We start from the raw sequence: 21520 nt of genomic DNA, 5'->3' as shown, positions 1-21520 counted from the left end.
CGCCTCGGCGCCTGTTTTCATTTGCGCGGCTAACGCCCCAACAGGCGCGCCAAGCCAACGTTCATCGGCGTCGGCGTGGGGAGCTGATAACGGCTGAGCAGACGCCGATTGTCCGCCAGGGAATGGCGGATGTCGCCTGCACGCGACTCCCCATGGATCACCGGCGGCAGGCTGCCGAGCAGGTTCGATATCTCACTTAGCAGCCGATTCAGTGTGATGGAGCGGTTCAGCCCGACATTCACCGCGCCCGGGAAAACCTCCGGCGCATCCAGAGCCTGCACCAGCACCTTGACCAGATCGCCCACGTAGACGAAATCCCGGGTCTGCTCGCCATCGCCGAACACCGTGATCGGCTGGCCCTGCAGAGCACGCTCGGTGAAGATGCTAATCACTCCGGAATACGGCGAGGAAGGATCCTGGCGCGGCCCGTAGATATTGAAGAAGCGAAAGATCGCCGGGACCAGCCCATGCTGGCGGCGATAGAAATCCAGATAATGCTCGCTCGCCAGCTTGTCCGCCGCATAGGGGGTGAGCGGCGCCTTCGGCGTATCCTCGTCGATCGCCCGTCCCTCGCCGTTGTTGCCGTACACGGCAGCGCTGGAAGCGAACACGATCCGCTGGACATGCAGCTCGCGCATGGCCTCGCAGACGCTCAGGGTACCGACGAAGTTGCTGCGATGGGTAACCACCGGCTCCTCCACGGAGGCCTGCACCGAAGCGACCGCCGCCAGATGGGCGACCGCCCGACAGCCGGTCATGGCCTGGAGCACCCGGTCGGCATCGGCGACGTCTCCCACGATCAGTTCGAGACGTGGATGGCCAAGCGGAAGATTGTCGGCCTTGCCGGTCGAGAGGTTGTCCAGCACTCGAACGCAGAAGCCACTGGCGAGCAATGCGTCGACCAGATGGGAGCCGATGAATCCGGCTCCGCCGGTGACGAGAATGGGAAGATCAGACATGGCGATAGTACCGGTCCAGTAGGTTCGGCAGGCCGGTACGCCAAGCCCGCGGCTTGATGCCGAAGGTGTTGAGGATCTTCTTACAGGATAGCACCGCATGCTGCGGCTCTTCGGCCGCATCCGGGCGGGCGGCATGGGGCTGGGCCAGGACATCGGTCACGGCGAGCCGGCAATGGCTGCGGGCCTCGCCCAGAACCGCCTGACCGAACGCCAGAGCGGAGGCCGCCTCATGTCCGCCGTAATGATAGGTGCCCCAGAGCGGCGCCCGGCAATCGAGCTGCTTCAGCACGGCCAGCATCACCCGCGCGGCATCGTCCACCGGCGTCGGGTTGCCGCGCCGATCATCGGCCAGGGTCAGCTCGGTCTCTCGCTCGGCGCGCTTGAGGAAACGGCTCAGGATACCGTCCTGGCTGTCGTCGAACAGCCAGCCGAAACGCAACAGCACATGCCAGGGGCAGATGGCTCGCACGCTCTGCTCGATGCGCCACAACGCCTGCCCGCGGAGCCCCAGGGGCTCGGGCTCGTCCTTCTCGCTGTAGGCGGTGGCGCGCGCCCCATCGAAGACGCGGTAGCTGGAGGGCTGTAGCAGGATGATGTGGTGGTGCAGGCAGAGCTCGGCCAGACGCTCTACGGCTCGCTCCTGCGCTGCGAAGCGTTCGGGATCGGGCCTCTCGGCCTGGAACCAGTCATGGTAGTAGGCGAGATTGACCAGCGCGTCGGGGCGCGTCTCATCGAGCAATCGGGTCAGACTGGCAGAATCCCAGCCGCTCTCCGGCGGGCGGGGCGCGAGAAAATTGATATCGGCCTCGGCGCCCAGTCGGATAGCGGCCTGCCCTAGGGCGCTCCCGCCCCCCAACAGCATCAGGCGCATGTGCATTGAGTTATCGCTCTCAGTTGGCGGAAGAATGAATATGCATCGGCATTTTGCGGATTTGCGCCGGCCACGTCACTACTGGCAGAACCGCACGGTAGCTGAGCACTCAATGCCGCCACACCCAATGGGATGAACAAAGCCGGCAAATGAGAATAGAGGAGCCAGAAGTTGCCTTTTTACCTACAGCACAGGGCTGTGCAGGGCTTACAGAACGCAGAAGCAGACGGGGGCGGAGAAGATCACTATCAGCCGAGTAACCGCTAAGCATGGCTGCAAGGCAATACAGGCCGTCGATTCAAAGGCGTCGTCATAAGTCCTTTTACGACAGTTGTTTGAGCTAACAAGCAGAAGGGAGGTGGATTCATCCGAGGAGCGAATCTCTCGGGCGCGCTTTCTGGATAGAAATTGCGCGACGGGAAACTTTTCCGTTTAAGACAAGACCCCGCCAAGCGGGGTCTTGTTTCAATTACGTGAATCGCCGCCTTTAGAACGGGATATCGTCGTCGAAGCTGTCGTAATCCGGGGCCGGCTCCTGCCTGGTCGCGGGTTGCGGGGCCGGGCGAGACTGCGGGGCCGGCGCGGGCTGCATCTCGCGCGCCGGACGCGGCGCGCGCGGAGCATCATCGGCATTTCCACCGCGACCGCCGAGCAACTGCAGCGTGCCGTTCATGTCAACGACGATCTCGGTGGTATAGCGGTCTTGACCGTCCTGCCCTTGCCACTTGCGAGTTTGCAGCCGTCCTTCGACGTAGCACTGCGAGCCCTTGCGCAGATACTCGCCGGCGATCTCGGCCAGTTTGCCGAAGAACACCACCCGGTGCCATTCGGTACGCTCCTGCTGCTGACCGGTCTGCTTGTCCTTCCAGCTGTCGGTCGTAGCCAGGGTGATGTTGGTGACCGCATTGCCGTTGGGCAGGTAGCGGGTTTCCGGATCGCCACCGACATTGCCGATCAATATGACTTTGTTAACCCCACGGGCCATAACGTTCTCCTAGGCTTCAGCACATCGCAGGCGCCGACTCGATCAGGCGCTCCAAGGATGTACGATCCAGTTTTTGAGTATCCACTTTGATGTAAAGGGCGGCCTCCTCGGCCACCACCATGGCATCCGCCACACCCGGAGCCGCCAGCAGGCGCTGGATCAGGCCGGCATCGCGCAATGCAGTCGGCGAAAGCGGCAGCCGCAGGCTCGTGACATACGGAGGTTCGCGCATGGTAACAGCTATGACGAGCCACAGAGCGCAGAGCAATGCGCAACCGACGAACACGCCGCCAAGCCCTCCCTGTTGGTATAGCCAACCGCCAAGAATTCCGCCCAAAGCCGCCCCCAGGAACTGGGTGGTGGCATACACGCCCATTGCCGTCCCCTTGCCACCGGCCGGGGCGACCTTGCTGACCAGCGAAGGCAGGGATGCCTCCAGCAGGTTGAATGCCGTGAAAAAGATCACCGCGCCGATCACCAGCATGGTCAGACTGTTTCCGAACTGCCAGAAGAACAGCTCGCAGAACAGCAACACCGCTACGGCTGCTCCCAACACGCGCTTCATACGGCGTTTCTTTTCGGCATAAATAATGAACGGCACCATGCCGAAGAAGCCTACGAGCAGGGCGGTCAGGTAAACCCACCAGTGCTCTTCCCGGGGCAGCCCGCCCCTCTCCACCAAGGCCAGGGGCAAGGCGACGAAGCTGGCCATGAGGATGGCATGCAGGGCAAGGATGCCGAAGTCCAGGCGCAGCAGGTCGCCATTGCGCAGAGTCGAGCGGATGGCCTGACCGGCCACTACGGACTCCCGGTGCTGCAATGCGCCAGTCCCCTTGGGCACCAGCGCGACGACCAACACGATCCCCAGAAGAGCCATCCCGGCGGTCACCCAGAACAGCCCGGACAGCCCGAAGGCCCTCGTCAGCAGCGGGCCGACCACCATGGCCACGGCGAACGATAGGCCGATGCTCATGCCGATCATGGCCATGGCCTTGGTCCGGTGCTGCTCACGGGTGAGATCGGAAAGCAGCGCCATCACCGCAGCGGAGATGGCGCCAGCCCCCTGCAACACGCGGCCGGCGATGACGCCCCAGATCGAATCGGCCCCAGCCGCCAGCGCACTACCGGCGGCAAAGACCAAGAGGCCGGCATAGATGACCGGCCGCCGACCGATCCGGTCGGAAAGCATGCCGAAGGGAATCTGCAGCACCGCCTGAGTGAGGCCATAGGCACCGATGGCCAGGCCGATCAACGCCGGCGTGGCATCGGCCAGATCCATGCCGTAGGTGGCCAGCACCGGCAGCACCATGAACATGCCGAGCATGCGAAAGGCGAAGACCAGCGCCAGTCCGATCCCCGCTCGGATTTCTCCGCTATTCATGCGTTCAGTGTCATGCATGGTCCGCCCTCATGAAAAATGCGCCGGGATTCTACCAGCGGTCCCGCCGACAGCCCATGCAAACATGCAGGCCAACTGCCGATAAAGATATCGCAGACCTGACCAGGCACTTTGCCGGTGCAGTTCCGAGCGACTTATACTGAGCTGTTTCCGCCCGCCATGCGAGACCGTTTTGGACAAGATCCTGATCCGTGGGGCGCGCACCCACAACCTGAAGAATATCGACCTCACCCTGCCACGCGACAAGCTGATCGTGATCACGGGCCTGTCCGGCTCCGGTAAGTCTTCGCTGGCCTTCGACACGCTCTATGCTGAGGGTCAGCGCCGCTACGTCGAGTCGCTCTCGGCCTATGCCCGGCAGTTCCTGTCGATGATGGAAAAGCCGGACGTGGACACCATCGAGGGCCTGTCTCCAGCGATCTCGATCGAACAGAAATCCACCTCGCACAACCCACGCTCGACCGTCGGCACCATCACCGAGATTTACGACTATCTGCGTCTTCTCTACGCCCGGGTCGGCATCCCGCGCTGTCCCGAGCACGACATTCCGCTGGAAGCTCAGACCGTGAGCCAAATGGTCGACCAAGTCCTGGCGCTCCCCGAAGGCAGCAAACGCATGTTGTTGGCACCCGTGATCCGCGAGCGCAAAGGCGAGCACCTCGCCGTGTTCGAGGAATTGCGCGCCCAAGGTTTCGTCCGCGCCCGGGTCGACGGCAAGCTCTACGAGCTCGATGAGCTACCTAAGCTGGACAAGCAGAAGAAGCACAGCATCGAGGTGGTCATCGACCGCTTCAAGGTCCGTGGAGATCTACAGCAGCGCCTCGCCGAGTCATTCGAGACGGCACTGAAACTGGCTGACGATATCGCCCTGGTCGCTCCCATGGACGACGAGGAAGCGGAGGAGCTGATCTTCTCGGCACGCTTCGCCTGCCCGGTCTGCGGCCACTCCATCAGCGAGCTTGAACCCAAGCTGTTCTCCTTCAACAACCCGGCCGGCGCCTGCCCCACCTGCGACGGCCTCGGGGTCAAGCAGTTCTTCGACGCCAAGCGCCTGGTGAACGGCGAGCTGACCCTGGCCGAGGGCGCGATCCGCGGGTGGGACCGACGCAACGTCTACTACTTCCAGATGCTCGGCTCGTTGTCGGCGCACTATGGCTTCGATCTGAATGTCCCATTCGGACAACTCTCGCCAGAGCATCAGAAAGCCCTTCTCTACGGCAGTGGCCGGGAGAACATCGATTTCCGCTATCTCAACGACCGCGGAGATGTCGTTACCCGGCCGCATCCCTTCGAGGGCATCATTCCCAATCTGGAACGGCGCTACCGAGAGACCGAATCGAACAGCGTACGTGAGGACTTGGCCAAGCTGCTCAGCACCCAGCCCTGTCCCGACTGCCGCGGTACGCGACTACGGCGCGAGGCCCGGCATGTCTGGGTAGGCGACAAGACCTTGCCCGGGGTCACCGCCATGCCGGTAGGCGATGCCTGCGGTTACTTCGAAAATCTCGCGCTGAGCGGACGCCGTGGCGAGATCGCCGCGAAGATCCTCAAGGAGATCCGCGAGCGCCTGCAGTTCTTGGTCAACGTCGGTCTGGATTACCTGACCCTGGACCGTAGCGCCGACACGCTGTCCGGGGGCGAGGCGCAGCGGATACGCCTGGCCAGCCAGATCGGAGCAGGCCTGGTCGGCGTCATGTATATCCTCGACGAACCCTCTATCGGCCTTCACCAGCGCGACAACGAACGCCTGCTCAGCACCCTCACCCGCCTGCGTGATCTCGGCAATACGGTCATCGTGGTGGAGCACGACGAGGACGCCATTCGCCTGGCCGACTACGTGGTGGACATCGGGCCTGGCGCTGGCGTACATGGCGGCCAGGTCGTCGCCGAAGGGACTCCCGGCGAGATAATGGCGCATCCTGTGTCTCTCACTGGCCAGTATCTCTCCGGCCGGGAGAAGATCCGCTATCCCGCGGAGCGGACGCGACGCGACCCGAAGAAGCTGCTCAAGCTCAAGGGAGCCCGCGGCAACAACCTGCAGAACGTCAATCTGGAAATACCGCTGGGCCTCCTGACCTGTATTACCGGTGTATCCGGCTCCGGCAAATCGACACTCATCAACAACACCCTCTTTCCACTGGCTGCCAATGCGTTGAACAAAGCTTCCTCCATGGAGGTGGCTCCCCATGATACCTGTGACGGCCTGCGGCACCTGGACAAAGTAGTGGATATCGACCAGAGCCCCATAGGTCGCACGCCGCGCTCCAACCCAGCAACCTATACCGGTCTATTCACACCGATTCGGGAGCTGTTCGCCGGAGTGCCCGAATCGCGCTCGCGTGGTTATGGTCCGGGACGGTTCTCCTTCAACGTCAAAGGCGGACGCTGTGAGGCCTGCCAGGGCGATGGCGTGATCAAGGTGGAGATGCATTTCCTCCCGGATATCTACGTGCCCTGCGACGTATGCAAGGGCAAACGCTACAACCGGGAAACGCTGGAAGTGAAGTACAAGGGGAAAAACATCCACGAAGTCTTGGAAATGACCATCGAGGAAGCCCGCGAGCTGTTCGATCCAATCCCCGCCATCGCCCGCAAACTGCAAACGCTGATCGATGTAGGCCTCGCCTATATCAAGCTCGGCCAAAGCGCTACGACTCTGTCGGGGGGAGAGGCCCAGCGGGTCAAGCTATCGCGAGAACTATCCAAGCGCGACACGGGCAAGACCCTGTACATTCTCGATGAACCGACCACAGGTTTGCACTTCTCCGATATCCAGCAACTCTTGGACGTACTTCATCGCCTGCGCAACCACGGCAACACCGTGGTCGTGATCGAGCACAATCTGGACGTGATCAAGACTGCCGATTGGCTGGTCGATCTGGGGCCGGAGGGAGGATCTCGTGGTGGACAAATCATAGCCAACGGCACGCCGGAAGAAGTGGCCGCGATACCCCATTCCTATACCGGTCAGTTTCTCAAACCATTGCTGGAAAAAGACGGGAGGCTGTAACGGCCTGCAAGAGAGATCACCTGTCGAACAGGCCCGACCGGAATGCGGGCCTGGCGAAATTCAATACCCTGGGGCTGATACATTCCTAGGTAGAGAAGCAGTAGTACGCTCAAGGCACAACACTGAGGGGCAAAGAGTCTGCGGGGGGATAAAAGAAACCAAATCTTTATGGCATAAAAAAACCGAGCCTGAGGGCTCGGTCTTTTTCACCTGCAGATCTTACTCTGCAGCCGCTTCGACCTGACCGGCAACCGGACGGTCAACCAGCTCGACGTAAGCCATAGGGGCGTTGTCGCCGGCGCGGAAACCGCACTTCAGGATGCGCAGATAGCCGCCTTGACGATTGGCATAACGCTTACCGAGATCGTTGAACAGCTTGCCCACAGCGGCTTTCGAGCGAGTACGATCAAAAGCCAAACGGCGATTGGCGACGCTGTCTTCCTTGGCCAGGGTGATCAGCGGCTCAGCAACGCGACGCAGCTCCTTGGCCTTCGGCAGGGTGGTTTTGATCAGTTCGTGCTCGAACAGCGACACTGCCATGTTCTGGAACATGGCCTTGCGGTGTGCGCTAGTGCGGCTCAGGTGACGGCCACTTTTACGATGACGCATGGTTCAATTCCTTACCAAACTTATTCGTTCGGTGATGATGACGATCAGGCCGTGGCCTTATCGTCTTTCTTCAGACTTGCCGGCGGCCAGTTGTCGAGGCGCATACCGAGGGACAGACCACGGGAAGCCAAAACGTCCTTGATTTCGGTCAGGGACTTCTTGCCCAAGTTAGGAGTTTTCAACAGCTCAACCTCGGTGCGCTGAATTAGGTCACCGATGTAGTAGATGTTCTCCGCCTTGAGGCAGTTGGCCGAACGAACGGTCAATTCCAAATCATCGACAGGGCGCAGCAGGATGGGATCGATCTCGTCCTCCTGCTCGACCACCACCGGTGCGGTATCACCCTTGAGGTCGACGAACGCGGCCAACTGCTGCTGCAGAATGGTCGCGGCACGACGGATGGCCTCTTCAGGATCCAAGGTACCGTTGGTTTCCAGATCAATGACCAGCTTGTCCAGGTTGGTGCGCTGCTCGACACGGGCGTTTTCCACCACGTAAGCAACACGACGGACCGGGCTGAAGGAGGCGTCCAGCTGCAGACGACCGATGCTGCGACTCTCGTCCTCATCACTCTGGCGCGCGTCGGCGGGCTCATAGCCACGACCACGAGCCACCTTGAGCTTCATGTTCAGCGTGCCGTTGTCCGCCAGATTGGCAATCACGTGGTCGCCATTGACGATTTCGACATCATGATCCAGCTGAATATCGGCAGCGGTGACCACGCCCGAACCACTCTTGCTCAGGTTCAGCGTTACTTCGTCACGGCCGTGCAGCTTGATAGCCAGGCCTTTCAGGTTGAGCAGGATTTCAATCACATCTTCCTGAACACCTTCGATGGCACTGTACTCATGAAGCACACCATCGATTTCGGCCTCGACCACTGCACAGCCAGGCATGGAGGACAACAGGATGCGACGCAGCGCGTTGCCCAAGGTATGGCCAAAGCCACGCTCGAGAGGCTCGAGCGTGATCTTGGCGCGGGTCGGACTGACCGCCTGCACATCGATGTGGCGGGGGGTCAGAAACTCATTTACCGAACTCTGCATGGATACACCTATTTTCTAGCCCTTACTTGGAGTAGAGCTCGACAATCAGGTTTTCGTTGATGTCGGCAGACAGGTCGCTACGAGCAGGCACGCTCTTGAACACGCCGCTCTTCTTCTCTGCGTCCACTTCAACCCACTCGACGCGGCCTCGCTGCGCACACAGATCCAGAGCCTGGGCAATACGCAGCTGGTTCTTGGCTTTCTCGCGGACGGCAACCACATCACCAGCCTTCAGCTGATAGGACGGGACATTGACAGTTTGACCGTTAACGGTGATCGCTTTGTGAGAAACGAGCTGACGGGACTCTGCACGGGTGGAGCCGAAGCCCATGCGGTAGACAACGTTGTCCAGACGGCATTCCAGCAGCTGAAGCAGGTTTTCGCCGGTAGCGCCTTTGCGGCTGGCAGCTTCCTTGTAGTAGCCGCTGAACTGACGCTCGAGGACGCCATAGATACGACGGACTTTCTGCTTTTCACGCAGCTGGGTGCCGTAGTCGGAAAGACGACCGCGACGCTGGCCATGCTGGCCAGGAGCACTTTCGACGTTGCACTTGGATTCGAGCGCGCGAGCACCACTCTTCAGGAAGAGATCGGTACCTTCACGACGAGACAGTTTGCATTTGGGACCAATGTAACGAGCCATTTCTTACTGTCTCCTATTACACGCGACGCTTCTTCGGCGGACGGCACCCGTTGTGCGGGATGGGCGTCACGTCAGTGATGCTGGCGATTTTATAGCCACAGGCGTTCAAAGCACGCACGGCGGACTCGCGACCCGGGCCGGGCCCCTTGACGTTTACGTCGAGGTTCTTCAGTCCGTATTCCAGAGCAGCTTGGCCAGCGCGCTCAGCTGCAACCTGAGCAGCGAACGGGGTGCTTTTGCGCGAGCCACGGAAGCCGGAGCCACCAGAGGTAGCCCACGACAGAGCATTGCCCTGACGGTCAGTGATGGTCACGATGGTGTTGTTAAAAGACGCGTGAATATGGGCGATCCCATCAACCACTGTCTTTTTGACTTTTTTACGAGGACGAGCAGCAGGTTTTGCCATGATCAGATTCCTGTCGATTCGCGAATGCGATTACTTGCGGATCGGCTTACGCGGGCCCTTGCGGGTACGCGCGTTGGTTTTGGTACGCTGGCCGCGAACCGGCAGGCCACGACGGTGACGCAGACCGCGGTAGCAGCCCAGATCCATCAAGCGCTTGATCTTCATGTTGATTTCGCGGCGCAGGTCACCCTCAGTGGTGAACTTGGCGACTTCGCTACGCAGTTGCTCGACCTGCTCGTCGGAAAGATCCTTGATTTTGACTGCCGGGTTGACGCCGGCAGCGGCACAGATAGCCTGTGCACGGGTGCGACCAACACCGTAGATGTAGGTCAGCGAGATAACAGTATGCTTGTTATCTGGAATGTTGACGCCTGCAATACGGGCCATTCAGTGGAACTCCAATTGACAGCTACCCACACCCTGGAAGCCAAGAAACAGGGCGCGGGATAATAGCGCTGTAGTAATAAAGAATCAACCCGGCAGCGCACTAGCTGCCGGGTTCATTACGCGCGAATCACACTCAGCCTTGGCGCTGCTTGTGACGCGGCTCCGCGCTGCAGATCACGCGAACGATACCGTCGCGACGGATGATCTTGCAGTTACGGCACAGCTTCTTCACCGATGCACGAACTTTCATCACCAACTCCTCGAACCTTATGGGCGCACTTCAGCGGAGCATGCCGCTGCCGTAACCCTTCAGATTGGCTTTCTTCATCAGGGATTCGTACTGGTGCGAAACGAGGTGCGATTGTACTTGCGACATGAAGTCCATAACAACCACAACCACGATCAGCAACGAGGTCCCGCCAAGGTAGAACGGTACGTTGGCTGCAACCACCAGGAACTGGGGAAACAGGCATACGGCCGTCATGTAAAGAGCACCGAACATGGTCAGACGAGTCAGCACACCATCGATATAGCGAGCCGATTGTTCACCAGGACGGATACCCGGAATAAAGGCACCAGACTTCTTCAGATTCTCTGCAACGTCCTTCGGATTGAACATCAATGCCGTATAGAAGAAGCAGAAGAAAATGATTCCCGCACTGAACAGAAGAATGTTCAACGGCTGACCGGGAGCAATGGCTTGAGCGAGATCTTGCAACCAGCCCATGCCCTGCGACTGACCGAACCAAGAACCTAGCGAGGCGGGAAACAGCAAGATGCTGCTGGCGAAAATAGCCGGAATGACACCAGCCATATTCACTTTCAACGGCAGGTGGCTGGTCTGAGCAGCGAAGACCTTTCGGCCCTGCTGACGCTTAGCGTAGTGCACCGCGATACGGCGCTGACCACGCTCGACAAAAACCACGAAACCGATGATAGCTACAGCGAGCAGAGCCACAGCAAGCAGAGCAATGATATTGATGTCTCCCTGGCGGGCAGACTCGAAAGACTGCCCTATCGCCGCCGGAAGACCAGCCACGATGCCAGAGAAGATAAGCATGGAAATACCATTACCTATGCCACGCTCGGTGATCTGCTCACCCAGCCACATCATGAACATAGCCCCGGCCACGAATGTAGCCACAGCCACGAAGTAGAAACCGAAGTCAGTGGAGAAGGCCACACCCTGGCTCGCCAGGCCAACGGACATACCGATAGCTTGAACGACAGCGAGCGCCAGAGTGCCGTAGCGGGTGTACTGGCTGATCTTTCGACGGCCAGCCTCCCCCTCCTTCTTCAACTGCTCCAGCTGCGGACTAACTGCAGTCATCAACTGCATGATGATCGAGGCCGAGATATACGGCATGATCCCAAGCGCGAAGATACTCATCCGCTCCAGCGCCCCGCCGGAGAACATGTTGAACAGACTAAGAATGGTCCCCTCATTCTGCTGGAACAGTTCCGCCAGCCGGTCGGGATTGATTCCGGGCACTGGGATATGAGCCCCTATCCGATAGACGATGATTGCTAGGAATAGGAAACGCAATCGAGCCCAGAGCTCGGACAATCCGCCATTGCTGAGTGCGGAGAGAGCACCTTGCTTAGCCATTTAGTCCTCGATTTTACCGCCAGCTGCTTCGATGGCCGCACGCGCACCCTTGGTGGCGGCGATTCCTTTCAGAGTGACAGCCCGCCCAACCTCACCGGACAGCATGACCTTCACGCGCTGTACGTTCTGATTGATCAGATTGGCATCTTTAAGCGCTTGCAGGGTCACGACGTCGCCTTCTACCTTCGCCAGCTCGGAGGTGCGCACTTCAGCGCGATCCAGAGCCTTCAGGGAGGTGAAGCCAAACTTCGGGAGGCGACGGTGCAGCGGCTGCTGGCCGCCCTCGAACCCGGGAGCGATCTTGCCGCCGGAGCGGGAAGTCTGACCCTTGTGGCCGCGGCCACCGGTCTTGCCCAGGCCGCTACCGATACCACGACCGGGACGGAGCTTTTCGCGACGGGAACCCGGCGCGGAACGCAGATCGTTCAGTTTCATGAATTAACCCTCCACACGCAGAAGGTAGTTGGCCTTGTTGATCATGCCACGATTTTCAGGAGTATCCTGAACCTCGACGGTATGACCGATACGGCGCAGGCCGAGCCCCTTGACACAGGCCTTGTGGTTGGCCAAACGGCCATTCAGGCTCTTGACCAGAGTGACTTTAACAGTTGCCATGATCAGAGAATCTCCTCGACGCTCTTACCACGCTTGGCTGCTACGGAGTCAGGAGACTGCATGCTCTTCAGCCCTTTGAAGGTGGCATAAACCACGTTCACCGGATTGGTAGAGCCGTAGCACTTGGCCAGAACGTTCTGCACACCAGCAACCTCAAGGACGGCGCGCATGGCACCACCAGCGATGATGCCGGTACCTTCGGAAGCAGGCTGCATGAACACCTTGGAGGCACCATGGGCGGACTTGATCGGGTATTGCAGAGTGGATCCATTCAGATCCACCTGAATCATGTTGCGACGTGCGGCTTCCATGGCCTTCTGAATGGCCGCCGGGACTTCGCGGGACTTGCCACGACCGAAGCCGACGCGCCCCTTACCATCACCGACCACGGTCAGCGCGGTGAAGGTGAAGATACGGCCGCCCTTTACGGTCTTGGCAACGCGGTTAACCTGAACCAGCTTCTCGATGTAGCCTTCGTCGCGCTTTTGCTCGTTATTTGCCATAACTTAGAACTCCAGCCCGCCTTCACGAGCAGCATCGGCCAGTGCCTTGACACGACCGTGGTACTTGAAGCCAGAACGATCGAATGCCACCTGAGTGACACCAGCCGCTTTCGCACGCTCAGCCACTAGCTGACCGACCTTCTTGGCCGCGTCGACGTTGCCGGTGGCACCATCACGCAGTTCTTTGTCCAAGGTCGAGGCAGAAGCCAGAACCTTGCCGCCGTCGGCCGAAATGACCTGGGCGTAAATGTGCTGGGAAGAGCGATACACGCAGAGGCGTACAGCTTCCAGCTCGCGCATTTTCAGGCGTGCCTTGCGAGCGCGACGCAGACGAGTTTCTTTCTTTACGCTCATTTGCTATGCCCTACTTCTTCTTAGCTTCTTTACGAAGAACGACTTCGTCGGCGTAACGCACGCCCTTACCTTTGTAAGGCTCCGGCGGACGGAAGTCGCGAATTTCAGCCGCCACCTGACCGACCAGCTGCTTGTCGATACCCTTGATCAGGATATCGGTCTGGCTAGGAGTCTCAGCGGTAATGCCTTGCGGCAACTCGTAATCGACCGGGTGCGAGAAGCCGAGAGCCAGGGACAGCACTTGACCTTTGGCTTGCGCCTTGTAACCAACGCCGACCAGCTGGAGCTTACGTTCGAAGCCTTGACTGACGCCGATCACCATGTTGTTCACCAGTGCGCGGGTGGTACCGGCCATGGCCTTGTTCTGCTGGTCCCCATTACGTGCGGCGAAACGCAGCTCACCAGCATCATGGATGACCTCAACGGACGAATGCACTTTGAGCTCGAGAGCCCCTTTAGCACCCTTCACGGAAAGCTGCTGACCGGCCAGTTTGACCTCAACGCCAGCTGGCAGCTTGACGGGGTTCTTAGCAACGCGAGACATGCTTATCCCCCCCTTAGAACACAGTGCAGAGCACTTCGCCACCAACGCCAGCAGCGCGAGCAGCACGATCAGTCATCACACCTTTGTTGGTGGAGACAATCGAAACGCCCAGGCCACCACGCACTTTCGGCAGCTGATCGACGGACTTGTACTGGCGCAGGCCAGGACGACTGACGCGCTTCAGCTCTTCGATGACCGGGCGGCCTTCGAAATACTTCAGCTCGATGGACAGCTGCGGCTTGGCATCGCCGCTGACCTGGTAATCCGAAATGTAGCCTTCGTTTTTGAGAACGCTGGCTACTGCCACCTTCAGCTTGGAAGACGGCATGCTTACCACTGTCTTCTCAGCCATCTGGGCATTACGGATACGAGTTAGCATGTCCGCTAACGGGTCCTGCATACTCATGGGCTAATTGCTCCTGATACTAAAAGGAAGCCTTACGGCCTATGTTCCCGAACACCGAGCAAGAAGCCCAGGCTCAGGAGAGCCGGTCATTCTAGAGACTGCTCAAAAACGAATCAAGCCCCAAAAGGGGCTTGATTGATGATCTACGGAATCGAGAGAAGACTCTCCCGCTAGCGCGATCGATAGGCTTACCAGCTGGCCTTGACCAGGCCCGGTACGTCGCCACGCATGGCTGCTTGACGCAGCATGTTACGGGACAGACCGAACTTGCGGTACACGCCATGCGGACGACCGGTCAAGCGGCAGCGATTGCGCAGGCGAGAGGCACTGGCATCACGCGGCTGCTTCTGCAGGGCGATCTGAGCTTCCCAACGCTGCTCCGGAGTGGAGTTCGGGTTGGCAATGATAGCCTTCAGCTCGGCACGCTTCTTGGCGTACTTGGCGACCGTTTGCTGACGCTTCAGCTCACGGTTTTTCATGCTCTGTTTGGCCATTTCCTACTCCAATCAGTTGCGGAACGGGAAGTTGAAGGCGCGCAGCAGAGCACGACCTTCATCATCCGTACGGGCAGTGGTGGTCAGAGTGATATCCAGACCACGCAGCGCATCGATCTTGTCGTAATCGATCTCCGGGAAGATGATCTGCTCCTTGACACCCATGCTGTAGTTGCCACGTCCATCGAAGGACTTGGCATTCAGGCCGCGGAAGTCACGCACGCGCGGCAGGGAGATGGAGAGCAGACGATCCAGGAATTCGTACATCCGATCATGACGCAGAGTCACCTTGACACCGATCGGCCAGCCTTCGCGGATCTTGAAACCAGCGATGGAGTTGCGAGCGTAGGTCACGACCGGCTTCTGACCGGTGATCTTTTCCAGATCGGCAACAGCGTGCTCGATGACTTTCTTGTCACCGACCGCCTCGCCCAAACCCATGTTCAGGGTGATTTTAGTGATGCGCGGAATTTCCATCACATTCGCAAGCTTCAGTTCTTCCTTCAGCTTGGGCGCGATTTCCTTCCGGTAAATCTCTTTCAGTCGTGCCATGGTGTTTTACCTATGATTCTCAAGCGCCAACCGGCTTCTGGGTGGACTTGAAGACACGAATTTTTTTGCCTTCTTCGACTTTGAAGCCAACGCGATCAGCCTTGTTGGTTTCAGAATTGAAGATTGCAACGTTCGAAACGTGCAACGGCGCTTCTTTCTCGACGATACCGCCTTGTACGCCCAGCATCGGGTTCGGCTTGGTATGGCGCTTCACCAGGTTGATCCCACCGACGACCAGACGGTCGTCAGCGAGGACCTTGAGCACCTTGCCGCGCTTGCCCTTGTCTTTGCCGGCGATGACGATGATCTCGTCGTCACGACGAATCTTTTGCATGACGGCTTCTCCTTACAGCACTTCGGGGGCGAGCGAAACGATCTTCATGAACTTCTCGGAACGAAGCTCACGAGTCACTGGCCCGAAGATACGAGTGCCGATCGGCTCCTGCTTGTTGTTCAGCAGAACCGCGGCATTGCCATCGAAGCGGATGATGGAGCCATCGGGACGGCGTACGCCGTGCTTGGTGCGAACCACGACAGCGGTCATCACCTGGCCCTTTTTCACCTTGCCGCGCGGAATTGCTTCCTTCACGGTCACCTTGATGATGTCACCAATACCAGCGTAACGACGATGCGAACCGCCGAGCACCTTAATGCACATGACGCGACGGGCACCGCTGTTGTCGGCCACATCGAGCATGGATTGAGTCTGAATCATAACTTTCTCCGACCCTTAGTCTCTTAGACTTCCACCGCGCGCTCGACGACTTCCACCAGCATCCAGGACTTGGTCTTGGCCAGCGGACGGGTCTCGCGAATGGTGACGAGGTCACCCATGCGGCACTGGTTGGTTTCGTCGTGAGCGTGCAGCTTGGTCGAACGCTTAACGTATTTACCGTAGATCGGGTGCTTAACGCGGCGCTCGATCAGGACGGTGACGGTCTTGTCCATTTTGTCGCTGACAACACGGCCGGTCAGCGTGCGAACGTTTTTCTGAGCTTCAGCCATGATCACTTACCTGCTTGCTGGTTGAGCACAGTCTTAACGCGAGCGATATCGCGCTTCACTTGCGAGAGCAGGTGAGTCTGCCCCAACTGGCCAGTTGCCTTCTGCATACGCAGATTGAACTGGTCACGCAGCAGGCCGAGCAGTTGCTCGTTCAGCTGCTCCACTGATTTTTCACGAAGTTCATTCGCTTTCATCACATCACCGTCCGCTTAACAAAAGTGGTGGCGAGCGGCAGCTTTGCAGCAGCCAAGGCGAATGCCTCACGCGCCAGCTCTTCGGAAACGCCCTCGATCTCGTAGAGCACCTTGCCCGGCTGAATCTGGGCTACCCAGTACTCGACGCCACCCTTACCTTTACCCATACGCACTTCGAGGGGCTTCTTGGTAACGGGCTTGTCGGGGAAAACGCGGATCCAGATCTTGCCGCCACGCTTAACGTGACGAGTGAGTGCACGACGTGCAGCTTCGATTTGACGTGCGGTGAGACGACCACGGCTCACGGACTTCAGAGCGAACTCGCCGAAGCTGACCTTGCTACCGCGCTGAGCCAGGCCGCGGTTGTGGCCGGTCATCTGCTTGCGGAACTTCGTACGCTTTGGTTGCAACATTTGGCGTACCCCTTATTTCTTAGCAGCTTTACGAGGAGCGGGCGCTTGAGGCTTGAGCTCTTCCTGGCGGCCACCGATGACCTCGCCTTTGAAGATCCAAACCTTGACGCCGATCACACCGTAGGTGGTGTGCGCTTCATAGGTGGCATAGTCGATATCGGCACGCAGAGTGTGCAGAGGCACACGGCCTTCGCGATACCACTCGGTACGGGCGATTTCAGCACCACCCAGACGACCGCTCACCTGAATCTTGATGCCCTTGGCACCAATGCGCATGGCATTCTGCACGGCGCGCTTCATGGCACGACGGAACATAACGCGACGCTCAAGCTGCTGAGCTACGCTCTGCGCAACCAGCATACCGTCGAGCTCCGGCTTGCGGATCTCTTCGATGTTGATGTGCACCGGCACACCCATTTGCTTGGTCAGGTCCTGACGCAGCTTCTCAACATCCTCACCCTTCTTGCCGATCACAATGCCGGGACGAGCGGTATGGATGGTGATGCGTGCGGTCTGAGCCGGACGAGCGATGTCGATACGACTCACGGACGCGCTTTTTAGTTTGTCCTGGAGATACTCACGAACCTTCAGGTCTGCCAGCAGATAATCAGCGTACTGACGCTTGTCTGCATACCAGACGGAGGTGTGCTCCTTGACGATTCCCAGGCGGATGCCAACGGGATGTACTTTCTGACCCATCTGATCGACTCCGTTACTTGTCCGCAACCTTGACAGTGATATGGCAAGACCGCTTGACGATGCGATCAGCACGACCCTTGGCGCGCGGCATGATGCGCTTGAGCGAACGGCCTTCGTTGACGAAGACGGTGGAGACCTTCAGATCGTCCACGTCGGCGCCTTCATTGTGCTCAGCGTTGGCAACGGCCGACTCCAGCACTTTCTTCATGATCTCGGCGGCTTTCTTGCTGCTGAAAGCCAGGAGGTTGAGCGCGTCGCCCACCTTCTTCCCACGGATCTGGTCGGCGACCAGGCGGGCTTTCTGGGCGGAGATGCGAGCGCCCGACAACTTAGCGGCTACTTCCATCTTTCCTTACCCCTTAGCGTTTGCCTTTCTTGTCCGCAGCATGCCCACGATAGGTGCGGGTAGCAGCGAACTCGCCGAGTTTGTGGCCGACCATGTCCTCATTCACGAGAACCGGAACATGCTGACGACCGTTATGCACAGCAATGGTCAGACCAACCATCTGCGGCAGGATCATGGAACGGCGCGACCAGGTCTTAACCGGCTTGCGATCGTTCTTTTCCACCGCCGCTTCGACCTTCTTCAGTAGGTGAAGATCGATAAAAGGACCTTTTTTCAGAGAACGCGGCACTGTCGTATCCCTCTAGTTACTTGCGACGACGGACGATCATGTTATCGGTGCGCTTGTTAGTGCGAGTCTTCGCGCCCTTAGTCGGGAAGCCCCACGGCGACACCGGATGACGACCACCGGAGGTACGACCTTCACCACCACCATGGGGGTGATCGACCGGGTTCATCGCCACGCCACGAACAGTCGGACGAATACCCTTCCAGCGTTTGGCACCAGCCTTACCAAGCGAGCGCAAGCTGTGCTCGGAGTTGGACACCTCGCCGAGAGTCGCACGGCACTCAGCTAGCACTTTGCGCATTTCGCCAGAGCGCAGACGCAGAGTCACGTAAGCGCCTTCGCGTGCGACCAGCTGGACCGAAGCCCCTGCAGAGCGAGCGATTTGGGCGCCTTTGCCCGGCTTGAGTTCGACACCATGGATGGTGGAGCCGACCGGAATGTTACGCAGCGGCAGGGTGTTACCAGCCTTGATCGGAGCGTTGACGCCGGAAACCAGCTGATCGCCCGCAGCCACGCCCTTCGGCGCGATGATGTAGCGACGCTCGCCATCGGCGTACTTCAGCAACGCGATGTGTGCGGTACGGTTCGGATCGTATTCGATGCGCTCGACGGTGGCAGGAATGCCATCCTTGTTGCGACGAAAATCGACTAGACGATAGTGCTGCTTGTGGCCACCGCCGATATGACGAGTGGTGATGCGGCCATTGTTGTTACGACCACCGGTCTTGGACTTCTTCTCCACCAGCGGTGCGTAAGGAGCGCCTTTGTGCAGCTCCTGGTTGACCACCTTGACCACGAAACGGCGGCCAGCGGAAGTCGGTTTGCATTTAACGATTGCCATGATGCACCCCTTTACTCAGCGCTGCTGGCGAAATCGAGATCTTGACCCGGCTGAAGGGCTACATAAGCCTTCTTCCAGTCGTTGCGCTTGCCCAGACCGCGAGCAGTACGCTTGGTCTTGCCCTGTACATTCAGGGTGGTGACGCGAGCGACCTTCACGTTGAACAGGCTTTCGACGGCCTTCTTGATTTCCAGCTTGGTTGCATCAGTGGCAACCTTGAAAACGAATTGGCTCTTGCTGTCCGCCAGCCCAGTGGCTTTCTCGGAGATGTGCGGACCAAGCAGCACTTTGAATACGCGTTCCTGGTTCATCCCAGCAGCTCCTCGAATTTCTTCACAGCCGACACGGTGACCAGCACCTTGTCGTATGCGATCAGGCTGACCGGATCGGAACCTTGGACATCACGCACATCGACGTGCGGCAGGTTGCGCGCAGCCAGATACAGGTTTTGATCGACGGCATCGGACACGATCAGCACGTCATTCAGACCCAGGCTACCCAGCTTGCTCACCAGGGCCTTGGTCTTCGGCGCATCGACAACGAAGTCCTCAACGACAATCAGACGATCCTGACGCACCAGTTCGCTCAGAATGGAGCGCAGGGCGGCACGGTACATCTTCTTGTTGAGCTTTTGCTCATGGTTCTGCGGACGAGCGGCGAAGGTCACACCACCGCCACGCCAGATCGGGCCACGAGTGGTACCGGCGCGAGCGCGGCCGGTGCCCTTCTGACGCCAGGGGCGCTTGCCGCCACCGGAGACGTCGGAACGGTTCTTCTGCTGCTTGCTACCCTGACGAGCGCCAGCCATGTAAGCAACAACCGCCTGGTGAACGAGGGTTTCGTTGAACTCGCCGCCAAAGGTGCGCTCGGAGACTTCGATCGCCTGAGCGCCATTCACATTCAATTGCATCTCAGCACTCCCCTCTTAACCGCGAGCCTTGGCAGCCGGACGCACGAGCACGTCACCACCGGTAGCACCAGGAACGGCACCCTTAACCAGCAGCAGATTACGCTCAGCATCGACACGCACAACTTCCAGGGACTGCACAGTCACGCGCTCAGCGCCCAAGTGACCGGACATCTTTTTGCCCTTGAACACACGACCAGGAGTCTGGCACTGGCCGATGGAACCTGGAACACGGTGAGAAACGGAGTTGCCGTGACTGTTGTCCTGGCCACGGAAGTTCCAGCGCTTGATGGTACCGGCATAGCCTTTACCCTTGGACTGACCGGTGACATCCACCAGCTGACCCGCTTGGAAAATCTCCGCCTTGATCAGATCGCCAGCCTGGAATTCGCCCTCTTCGAGGCGGAACTCGTAGACGCCACGACCTGCAGCGACGTTGGCCTTGGCAAAGTGACCAGCTTGCGCCTTGGTCACGCGAGAAGCACGACGCTCGCCGACCGTGACCTGCACAGCGCGATAACCGTCGCTCTCTTCGGTTTTGAATTGGGTCACGCGATTCGGCTCGATCTCAATGACCGTAACCGGAATGGAGACACCCTCTTCGGTGAAAATGCGGGTCATACCGCACTTACGACCGACTACACCAATAGTCATGTTGTTAAACCTCATGAGTGTACGGGGCTTTCACCCGCTATGGCCGCCCATTTCAGAGCGTTACACGACCAAAACCTACCAGGTCTTAGCCGAGGCTGATCTGCACTTCCACGCCAGCCGCCAGATCAAGCTTCATCAGCGCATCGACGGTCTTGTCGGTGGGCTGAACAATGTCCAGCACGCGCTTATGGGTACGAATCTCATACTGATCGCGCGCGTCCTTGTTGACGTGCGGAGAGATCAGTACGGTGTACCGCTCTTTGCGGGTAGGCAGAGGAATCGGACCACGCACCTGAGCACCAGTACGTTTCGCGGTTTCCACGATTTCCTGGGTAGATTGATCAATCAGGCGATGGTCAAAAGCCTTCAACCGAATACGGATTTGTTGGTTTTGCATTTTGACCTCAGACTCGAAGTTGCCGTCCTTACCAGGCGAAAATACGCCCGATAAAAGGAGGCGCAATTGTACGGATGCCCCCCCAGGGTGTCAATAAATGACCAATAAATAGAAAAAGCCCCCGAAGGGGCTTTTTCTTACAACTCACCGATTACTCGATAATTTTGGCAACCACACCAGCACCGACGGTGCGACCGCCTTCGCGGATGGCGAAGCGCAGGCCGTCTTCCATGGCGATCGGAGCGATCAGGGTGACGGTCATCTTGATGTTGTCACCCGGCATCACCATTTCGACGCCTTCCGGCAGCTCGCAGTTGCCGGTCACGTCGGTGGTACGGAAGTAGAACTGCGGACGGTAGCCCTTGAAGAACGGGGTATGACGCCCA

Annotated in this window: 34 protein-coding genes; 1 reads left to right on the top strand and 33 read right to left on the bottom strand. The window is 58.9% G+C overall.

Annotated features, from left to right (window positions below):
• Positions 1-29 precede the first annotated feature (29 nt).
• From ACFOJE_RS06100 to ACFOJE_RS06085, 4 genes are all read right to left on the bottom strand, one after another.
• On the bottom strand, positions 30-959 hold the full coding sequence (locus ACFOJE_RS06100; RefSeq protein WP_377813396.1) for an NAD-dependent epimerase/dehydratase family protein: 930 nt from the start codon (positions 957-959) through the stop codon (positions 30-32).
• Positions 952-1836: a sugar nucleotide-binding protein gene (locus ACFOJE_RS06095; protein WP_377813395.1), complete on the bottom strand. Its 885-nt coding sequence runs from the start codon at positions 1834-1836 to the stop codon at positions 952-954. The genes ACFOJE_RS06100 and ACFOJE_RS06095 overlap by 8 nt, the downstream gene beginning before the upstream one ends.
• A gap of 481 nt (positions 1837-2317) precedes the next feature.
• Complete coding sequence (locus ACFOJE_RS06090) at positions 2318-2815, bottom strand: single-stranded DNA-binding protein (RefSeq protein WP_377813394.1); 498 nt, start codon at positions 2813-2815, stop codon at positions 2318-2320.
• Between the two features lie 16 nt (positions 2816-2831).
• Positions 2832-4214, bottom strand: a complete 1383-nt coding sequence (locus tag ACFOJE_RS06085; RefSeq protein ID WP_377813393.1) for an MFS transporter — start codon at positions 4212-4214, stop codon at positions 2832-2834.
• Between the two features lie 172 nt (positions 4215-4386).
• Between ACFOJE_RS06085 and uvrA the strand changes: the two genes are divergently transcribed.
• Positions 4387-7224 carry an excinuclease ABC subunit UvrA gene (gene uvrA, locus ACFOJE_RS06080; protein WP_377813392.1) on the top strand — a complete coding sequence of 946 codons (2838 nt, stop codon included), beginning with the start codon at positions 4387-4389 and terminating at the stop codon, positions 7222-7224.
• Positions 7225-7443: 219 nt separating this feature from the next.
• Here uvrA and rplQ read toward each other — a convergent pair whose 3' ends face one another.
• The 29 genes from rplQ to ACFOJE_RS05935 all read right to left on the bottom strand — a co-directional run.
• Entirely contained in the window at positions 7444-7833 is a 390-nt protein-coding gene (rplQ, locus tag ACFOJE_RS06075; RefSeq protein WP_377813391.1) for a 50S ribosomal protein L17, read from the bottom strand.
• A gap of 44 nt (positions 7834-7877) precedes the next feature.
• A complete protein-coding gene (locus ACFOJE_RS06070) occupies positions 7878-8879 on the bottom strand; it encodes a DNA-directed RNA polymerase subunit alpha (RefSeq protein WP_377813390.1) in 1002 nt (333 codons plus the stop codon).
• Between the two features lie 22 nt (positions 8880-8901).
• The gene (rpsD, locus tag ACFOJE_RS06065; protein WP_377813389.1) at positions 8902-9522 is read right to left on the bottom strand and encodes a 30S ribosomal protein S4; all 621 of its coding nucleotides are present in this window, start codon (positions 9520-9522) and stop codon (positions 8902-8904) included.
• Between the two features lie 16 nt (positions 9523-9538).
• Entirely contained in the window at positions 9539-9928 is a 390-nt protein-coding gene (gene rpsK / locus ACFOJE_RS06060; RefSeq protein WP_003093689.1) for a 30S ribosomal protein S11, read from the bottom strand.
• A 30-nt stretch (positions 9929-9958) separates the two neighbouring features.
• On the bottom strand, positions 9959-10315 hold the full coding sequence (rpsM, locus tag ACFOJE_RS06055) for a 30S ribosomal protein S13 (RefSeq protein ID WP_377813388.1): 357 nt from the start codon (positions 10313-10315) through the stop codon (positions 9959-9961).
• Positions 10316-10448: 133 nt separating this feature from the next.
• A complete protein-coding gene (gene rpmJ / locus ACFOJE_RS06050) occupies positions 10449-10565 on the bottom strand; it encodes a 50S ribosomal protein L36 (protein WP_003093693.1) in 117 nt (38 codons plus the stop codon).
• Positions 10566-10595: 30 nt separating this feature from the next.
• The gene (gene secY / locus ACFOJE_RS06045; protein ID WP_377813387.1) at positions 10596-11924 is read right to left on the bottom strand and encodes a preprotein translocase subunit SecY; all 1329 of its coding nucleotides are present in this window, start codon (positions 11922-11924) and stop codon (positions 10596-10598) included.
• Positions 11925-12359, bottom strand: a complete 435-nt coding sequence (gene rplO, locus ACFOJE_RS06040) for a 50S ribosomal protein L15 (RefSeq protein WP_377813386.1) — start codon at positions 12357-12359, stop codon at positions 11925-11927.
• Positions 12360-12362: 3 nt separating this feature from the next.
• Complete coding sequence (gene rpmD / locus ACFOJE_RS06035; protein WP_377813384.1) at positions 12363-12539, bottom strand: 50S ribosomal protein L30; 177 nt, start codon at positions 12537-12539, stop codon at positions 12363-12365.
• A gap of 2 nt (positions 12540-12541) precedes the next feature.
• On the bottom strand, positions 12542-13042 hold the full coding sequence (rpsE, locus tag ACFOJE_RS06030) for a 30S ribosomal protein S5 (RefSeq protein WP_377813383.1): 501 nt from the start codon (positions 13040-13042) through the stop codon (positions 12542-12544).
• A 3-nt stretch (positions 13043-13045) separates the two neighbouring features.
• A complete protein-coding gene (gene rplR / locus ACFOJE_RS06025) occupies positions 13046-13396 on the bottom strand; it encodes a 50S ribosomal protein L18 (RefSeq protein ID WP_377813382.1) in 351 nt (116 codons plus the stop codon).
• A 10-nt stretch (positions 13397-13406) separates the two neighbouring features.
• Positions 13407-13940: a 50S ribosomal protein L6 gene (rplF, locus tag ACFOJE_RS06020; RefSeq protein WP_377813381.1), complete on the bottom strand. Its 534-nt coding sequence runs from the start codon at positions 13938-13940 to the stop codon at positions 13407-13409.
• A gap of 13 nt (positions 13941-13953) precedes the next feature.
• Positions 13954-14346 carry a 30S ribosomal protein S8 gene (gene rpsH / locus ACFOJE_RS06015; RefSeq protein ID WP_377813380.1) on the bottom strand — a complete coding sequence of 131 codons (393 nt, stop codon included), beginning with the start codon at positions 14344-14346 and terminating at the stop codon, positions 13954-13956.
• Between the two features lie 188 nt (positions 14347-14534).
• Positions 14535-14840, bottom strand: coding sequence for a 30S ribosomal protein S14 (gene rpsN, locus ACFOJE_RS06010; protein ID WP_377813379.1), 306 nt, complete (start codon positions 14838-14840; stop codon positions 14535-14537).
• Between the two features lie 12 nt (positions 14841-14852).
• A complete protein-coding gene (gene rplE, locus ACFOJE_RS06005) occupies positions 14853-15392 on the bottom strand; it encodes a 50S ribosomal protein L5 (protein ID WP_377813378.1) in 540 nt (179 codons plus the stop codon).
• A gap of 19 nt (positions 15393-15411) precedes the next feature.
• Positions 15412-15726, bottom strand: coding sequence for a 50S ribosomal protein L24 (gene rplX / locus ACFOJE_RS06000; RefSeq protein ID WP_377813377.1), 315 nt, complete (start codon positions 15724-15726; stop codon positions 15412-15414).
• Between the two features lie 12 nt (positions 15727-15738).
• Entirely contained in the window at positions 15739-16107 is a 369-nt protein-coding gene (rplN, locus tag ACFOJE_RS05995; RefSeq protein ID WP_003448734.1) for a 50S ribosomal protein L14, read from the bottom strand.
• 23 nt (positions 16108-16130) lie between these two features.
• A complete protein-coding gene (rpsQ, locus tag ACFOJE_RS05990; RefSeq protein WP_377813376.1) occupies positions 16131-16397 on the bottom strand; it encodes a 30S ribosomal protein S17 in 267 nt (88 codons plus the stop codon).
• Positions 16398-16399: 2 nt separating this feature from the next.
• Positions 16400-16591 (bottom strand): 50S ribosomal protein L29, encoded by a 192-nt coding sequence (gene rpmC / locus ACFOJE_RS05985; protein WP_377813375.1) that lies wholly within the window; start codon positions 16589-16591, stop codon positions 16400-16402.
• Positions 16591-17004 carry a 50S ribosomal protein L16 gene (gene rplP / locus ACFOJE_RS05980; protein ID WP_377813374.1) on the bottom strand — a complete coding sequence of 138 codons (414 nt, stop codon included), beginning with the start codon at positions 17002-17004 and terminating at the stop codon, positions 16591-16593. The genes rpmC and rplP overlap by 1 nt, the downstream gene beginning before the upstream one ends.
• 12 nt (positions 17005-17016) lie before the next feature.
• A complete protein-coding gene (gene rpsC / locus ACFOJE_RS05975) occupies positions 17017-17703 on the bottom strand; it encodes a 30S ribosomal protein S3 (RefSeq protein ID WP_377813372.1) in 687 nt (228 codons plus the stop codon).
• A 13-nt stretch (positions 17704-17716) separates the two neighbouring features.
• Positions 17717-18049 carry a 50S ribosomal protein L22 gene (gene rplV, locus ACFOJE_RS05970; RefSeq protein WP_003304070.1) on the bottom strand — a complete coding sequence of 111 codons (333 nt, stop codon included), beginning with the start codon at positions 18047-18049 and terminating at the stop codon, positions 17717-17719.
• A 13-nt stretch (positions 18050-18062) separates the two neighbouring features.
• Complete coding sequence (gene rpsS / locus ACFOJE_RS05965) at positions 18063-18338, bottom strand: 30S ribosomal protein S19 (protein ID WP_377813371.1); 276 nt, start codon at positions 18336-18338, stop codon at positions 18063-18065.
• Positions 18339-18354: 16 nt separating this feature from the next.
• Positions 18355-19176, bottom strand: coding sequence for a 50S ribosomal protein L2 (gene rplB, locus ACFOJE_RS05960; protein ID WP_377813370.1), 822 nt, complete (start codon positions 19174-19176; stop codon positions 18355-18357).
• An 11-nt stretch (positions 19177-19187) separates the two neighbouring features.
• On the bottom strand, positions 19188-19487 hold the full coding sequence (gene rplW / locus ACFOJE_RS05955; protein WP_377813369.1) for a 50S ribosomal protein L23: 300 nt from the start codon (positions 19485-19487) through the stop codon (positions 19188-19190).
• A complete protein-coding gene (gene rplD, locus ACFOJE_RS05950; RefSeq protein ID WP_377813367.1) occupies positions 19484-20086 on the bottom strand; it encodes a 50S ribosomal protein L4 in 603 nt (200 codons plus the stop codon). The genes rplW and rplD overlap by 4 nt, the downstream gene beginning before the upstream one ends.
• Positions 20087-20101: 15 nt before the next feature.
• A complete protein-coding gene (rplC, locus tag ACFOJE_RS05945; RefSeq protein ID WP_377813366.1) occupies positions 20102-20737 on the bottom strand; it encodes a 50S ribosomal protein L3 in 636 nt (211 codons plus the stop codon).
• An 85-nt stretch (positions 20738-20822) separates the two neighbouring features.
• Positions 20823-21134 carry a 30S ribosomal protein S10 gene (gene rpsJ, locus ACFOJE_RS05940; protein ID WP_003243886.1) on the bottom strand — a complete coding sequence of 104 codons (312 nt, stop codon included), beginning with the start codon at positions 21132-21134 and terminating at the stop codon, positions 20823-20825.
• Positions 21135-21285: 151 nt separating this feature from the next.
• Positions 21286-21520: EF-Tu C-terminal domain-related protein (locus ACFOJE_RS05935; RefSeq protein WP_377813355.1), on the bottom strand; the 235-nt coding region annotated here is incomplete at its 5' end.

The organism is Azotobacter bryophylli, assembly GCF_042643485.1.
Classification (GTDB): domain Bacteria; phylum Pseudomonadota; class Gammaproteobacteria; order Pseudomonadales; family Pseudomonadaceae; genus Azotobacter; species Azotobacter bryophylli.
This window is presented reverse-complemented; position numbering and strand designations above follow the sequence as displayed.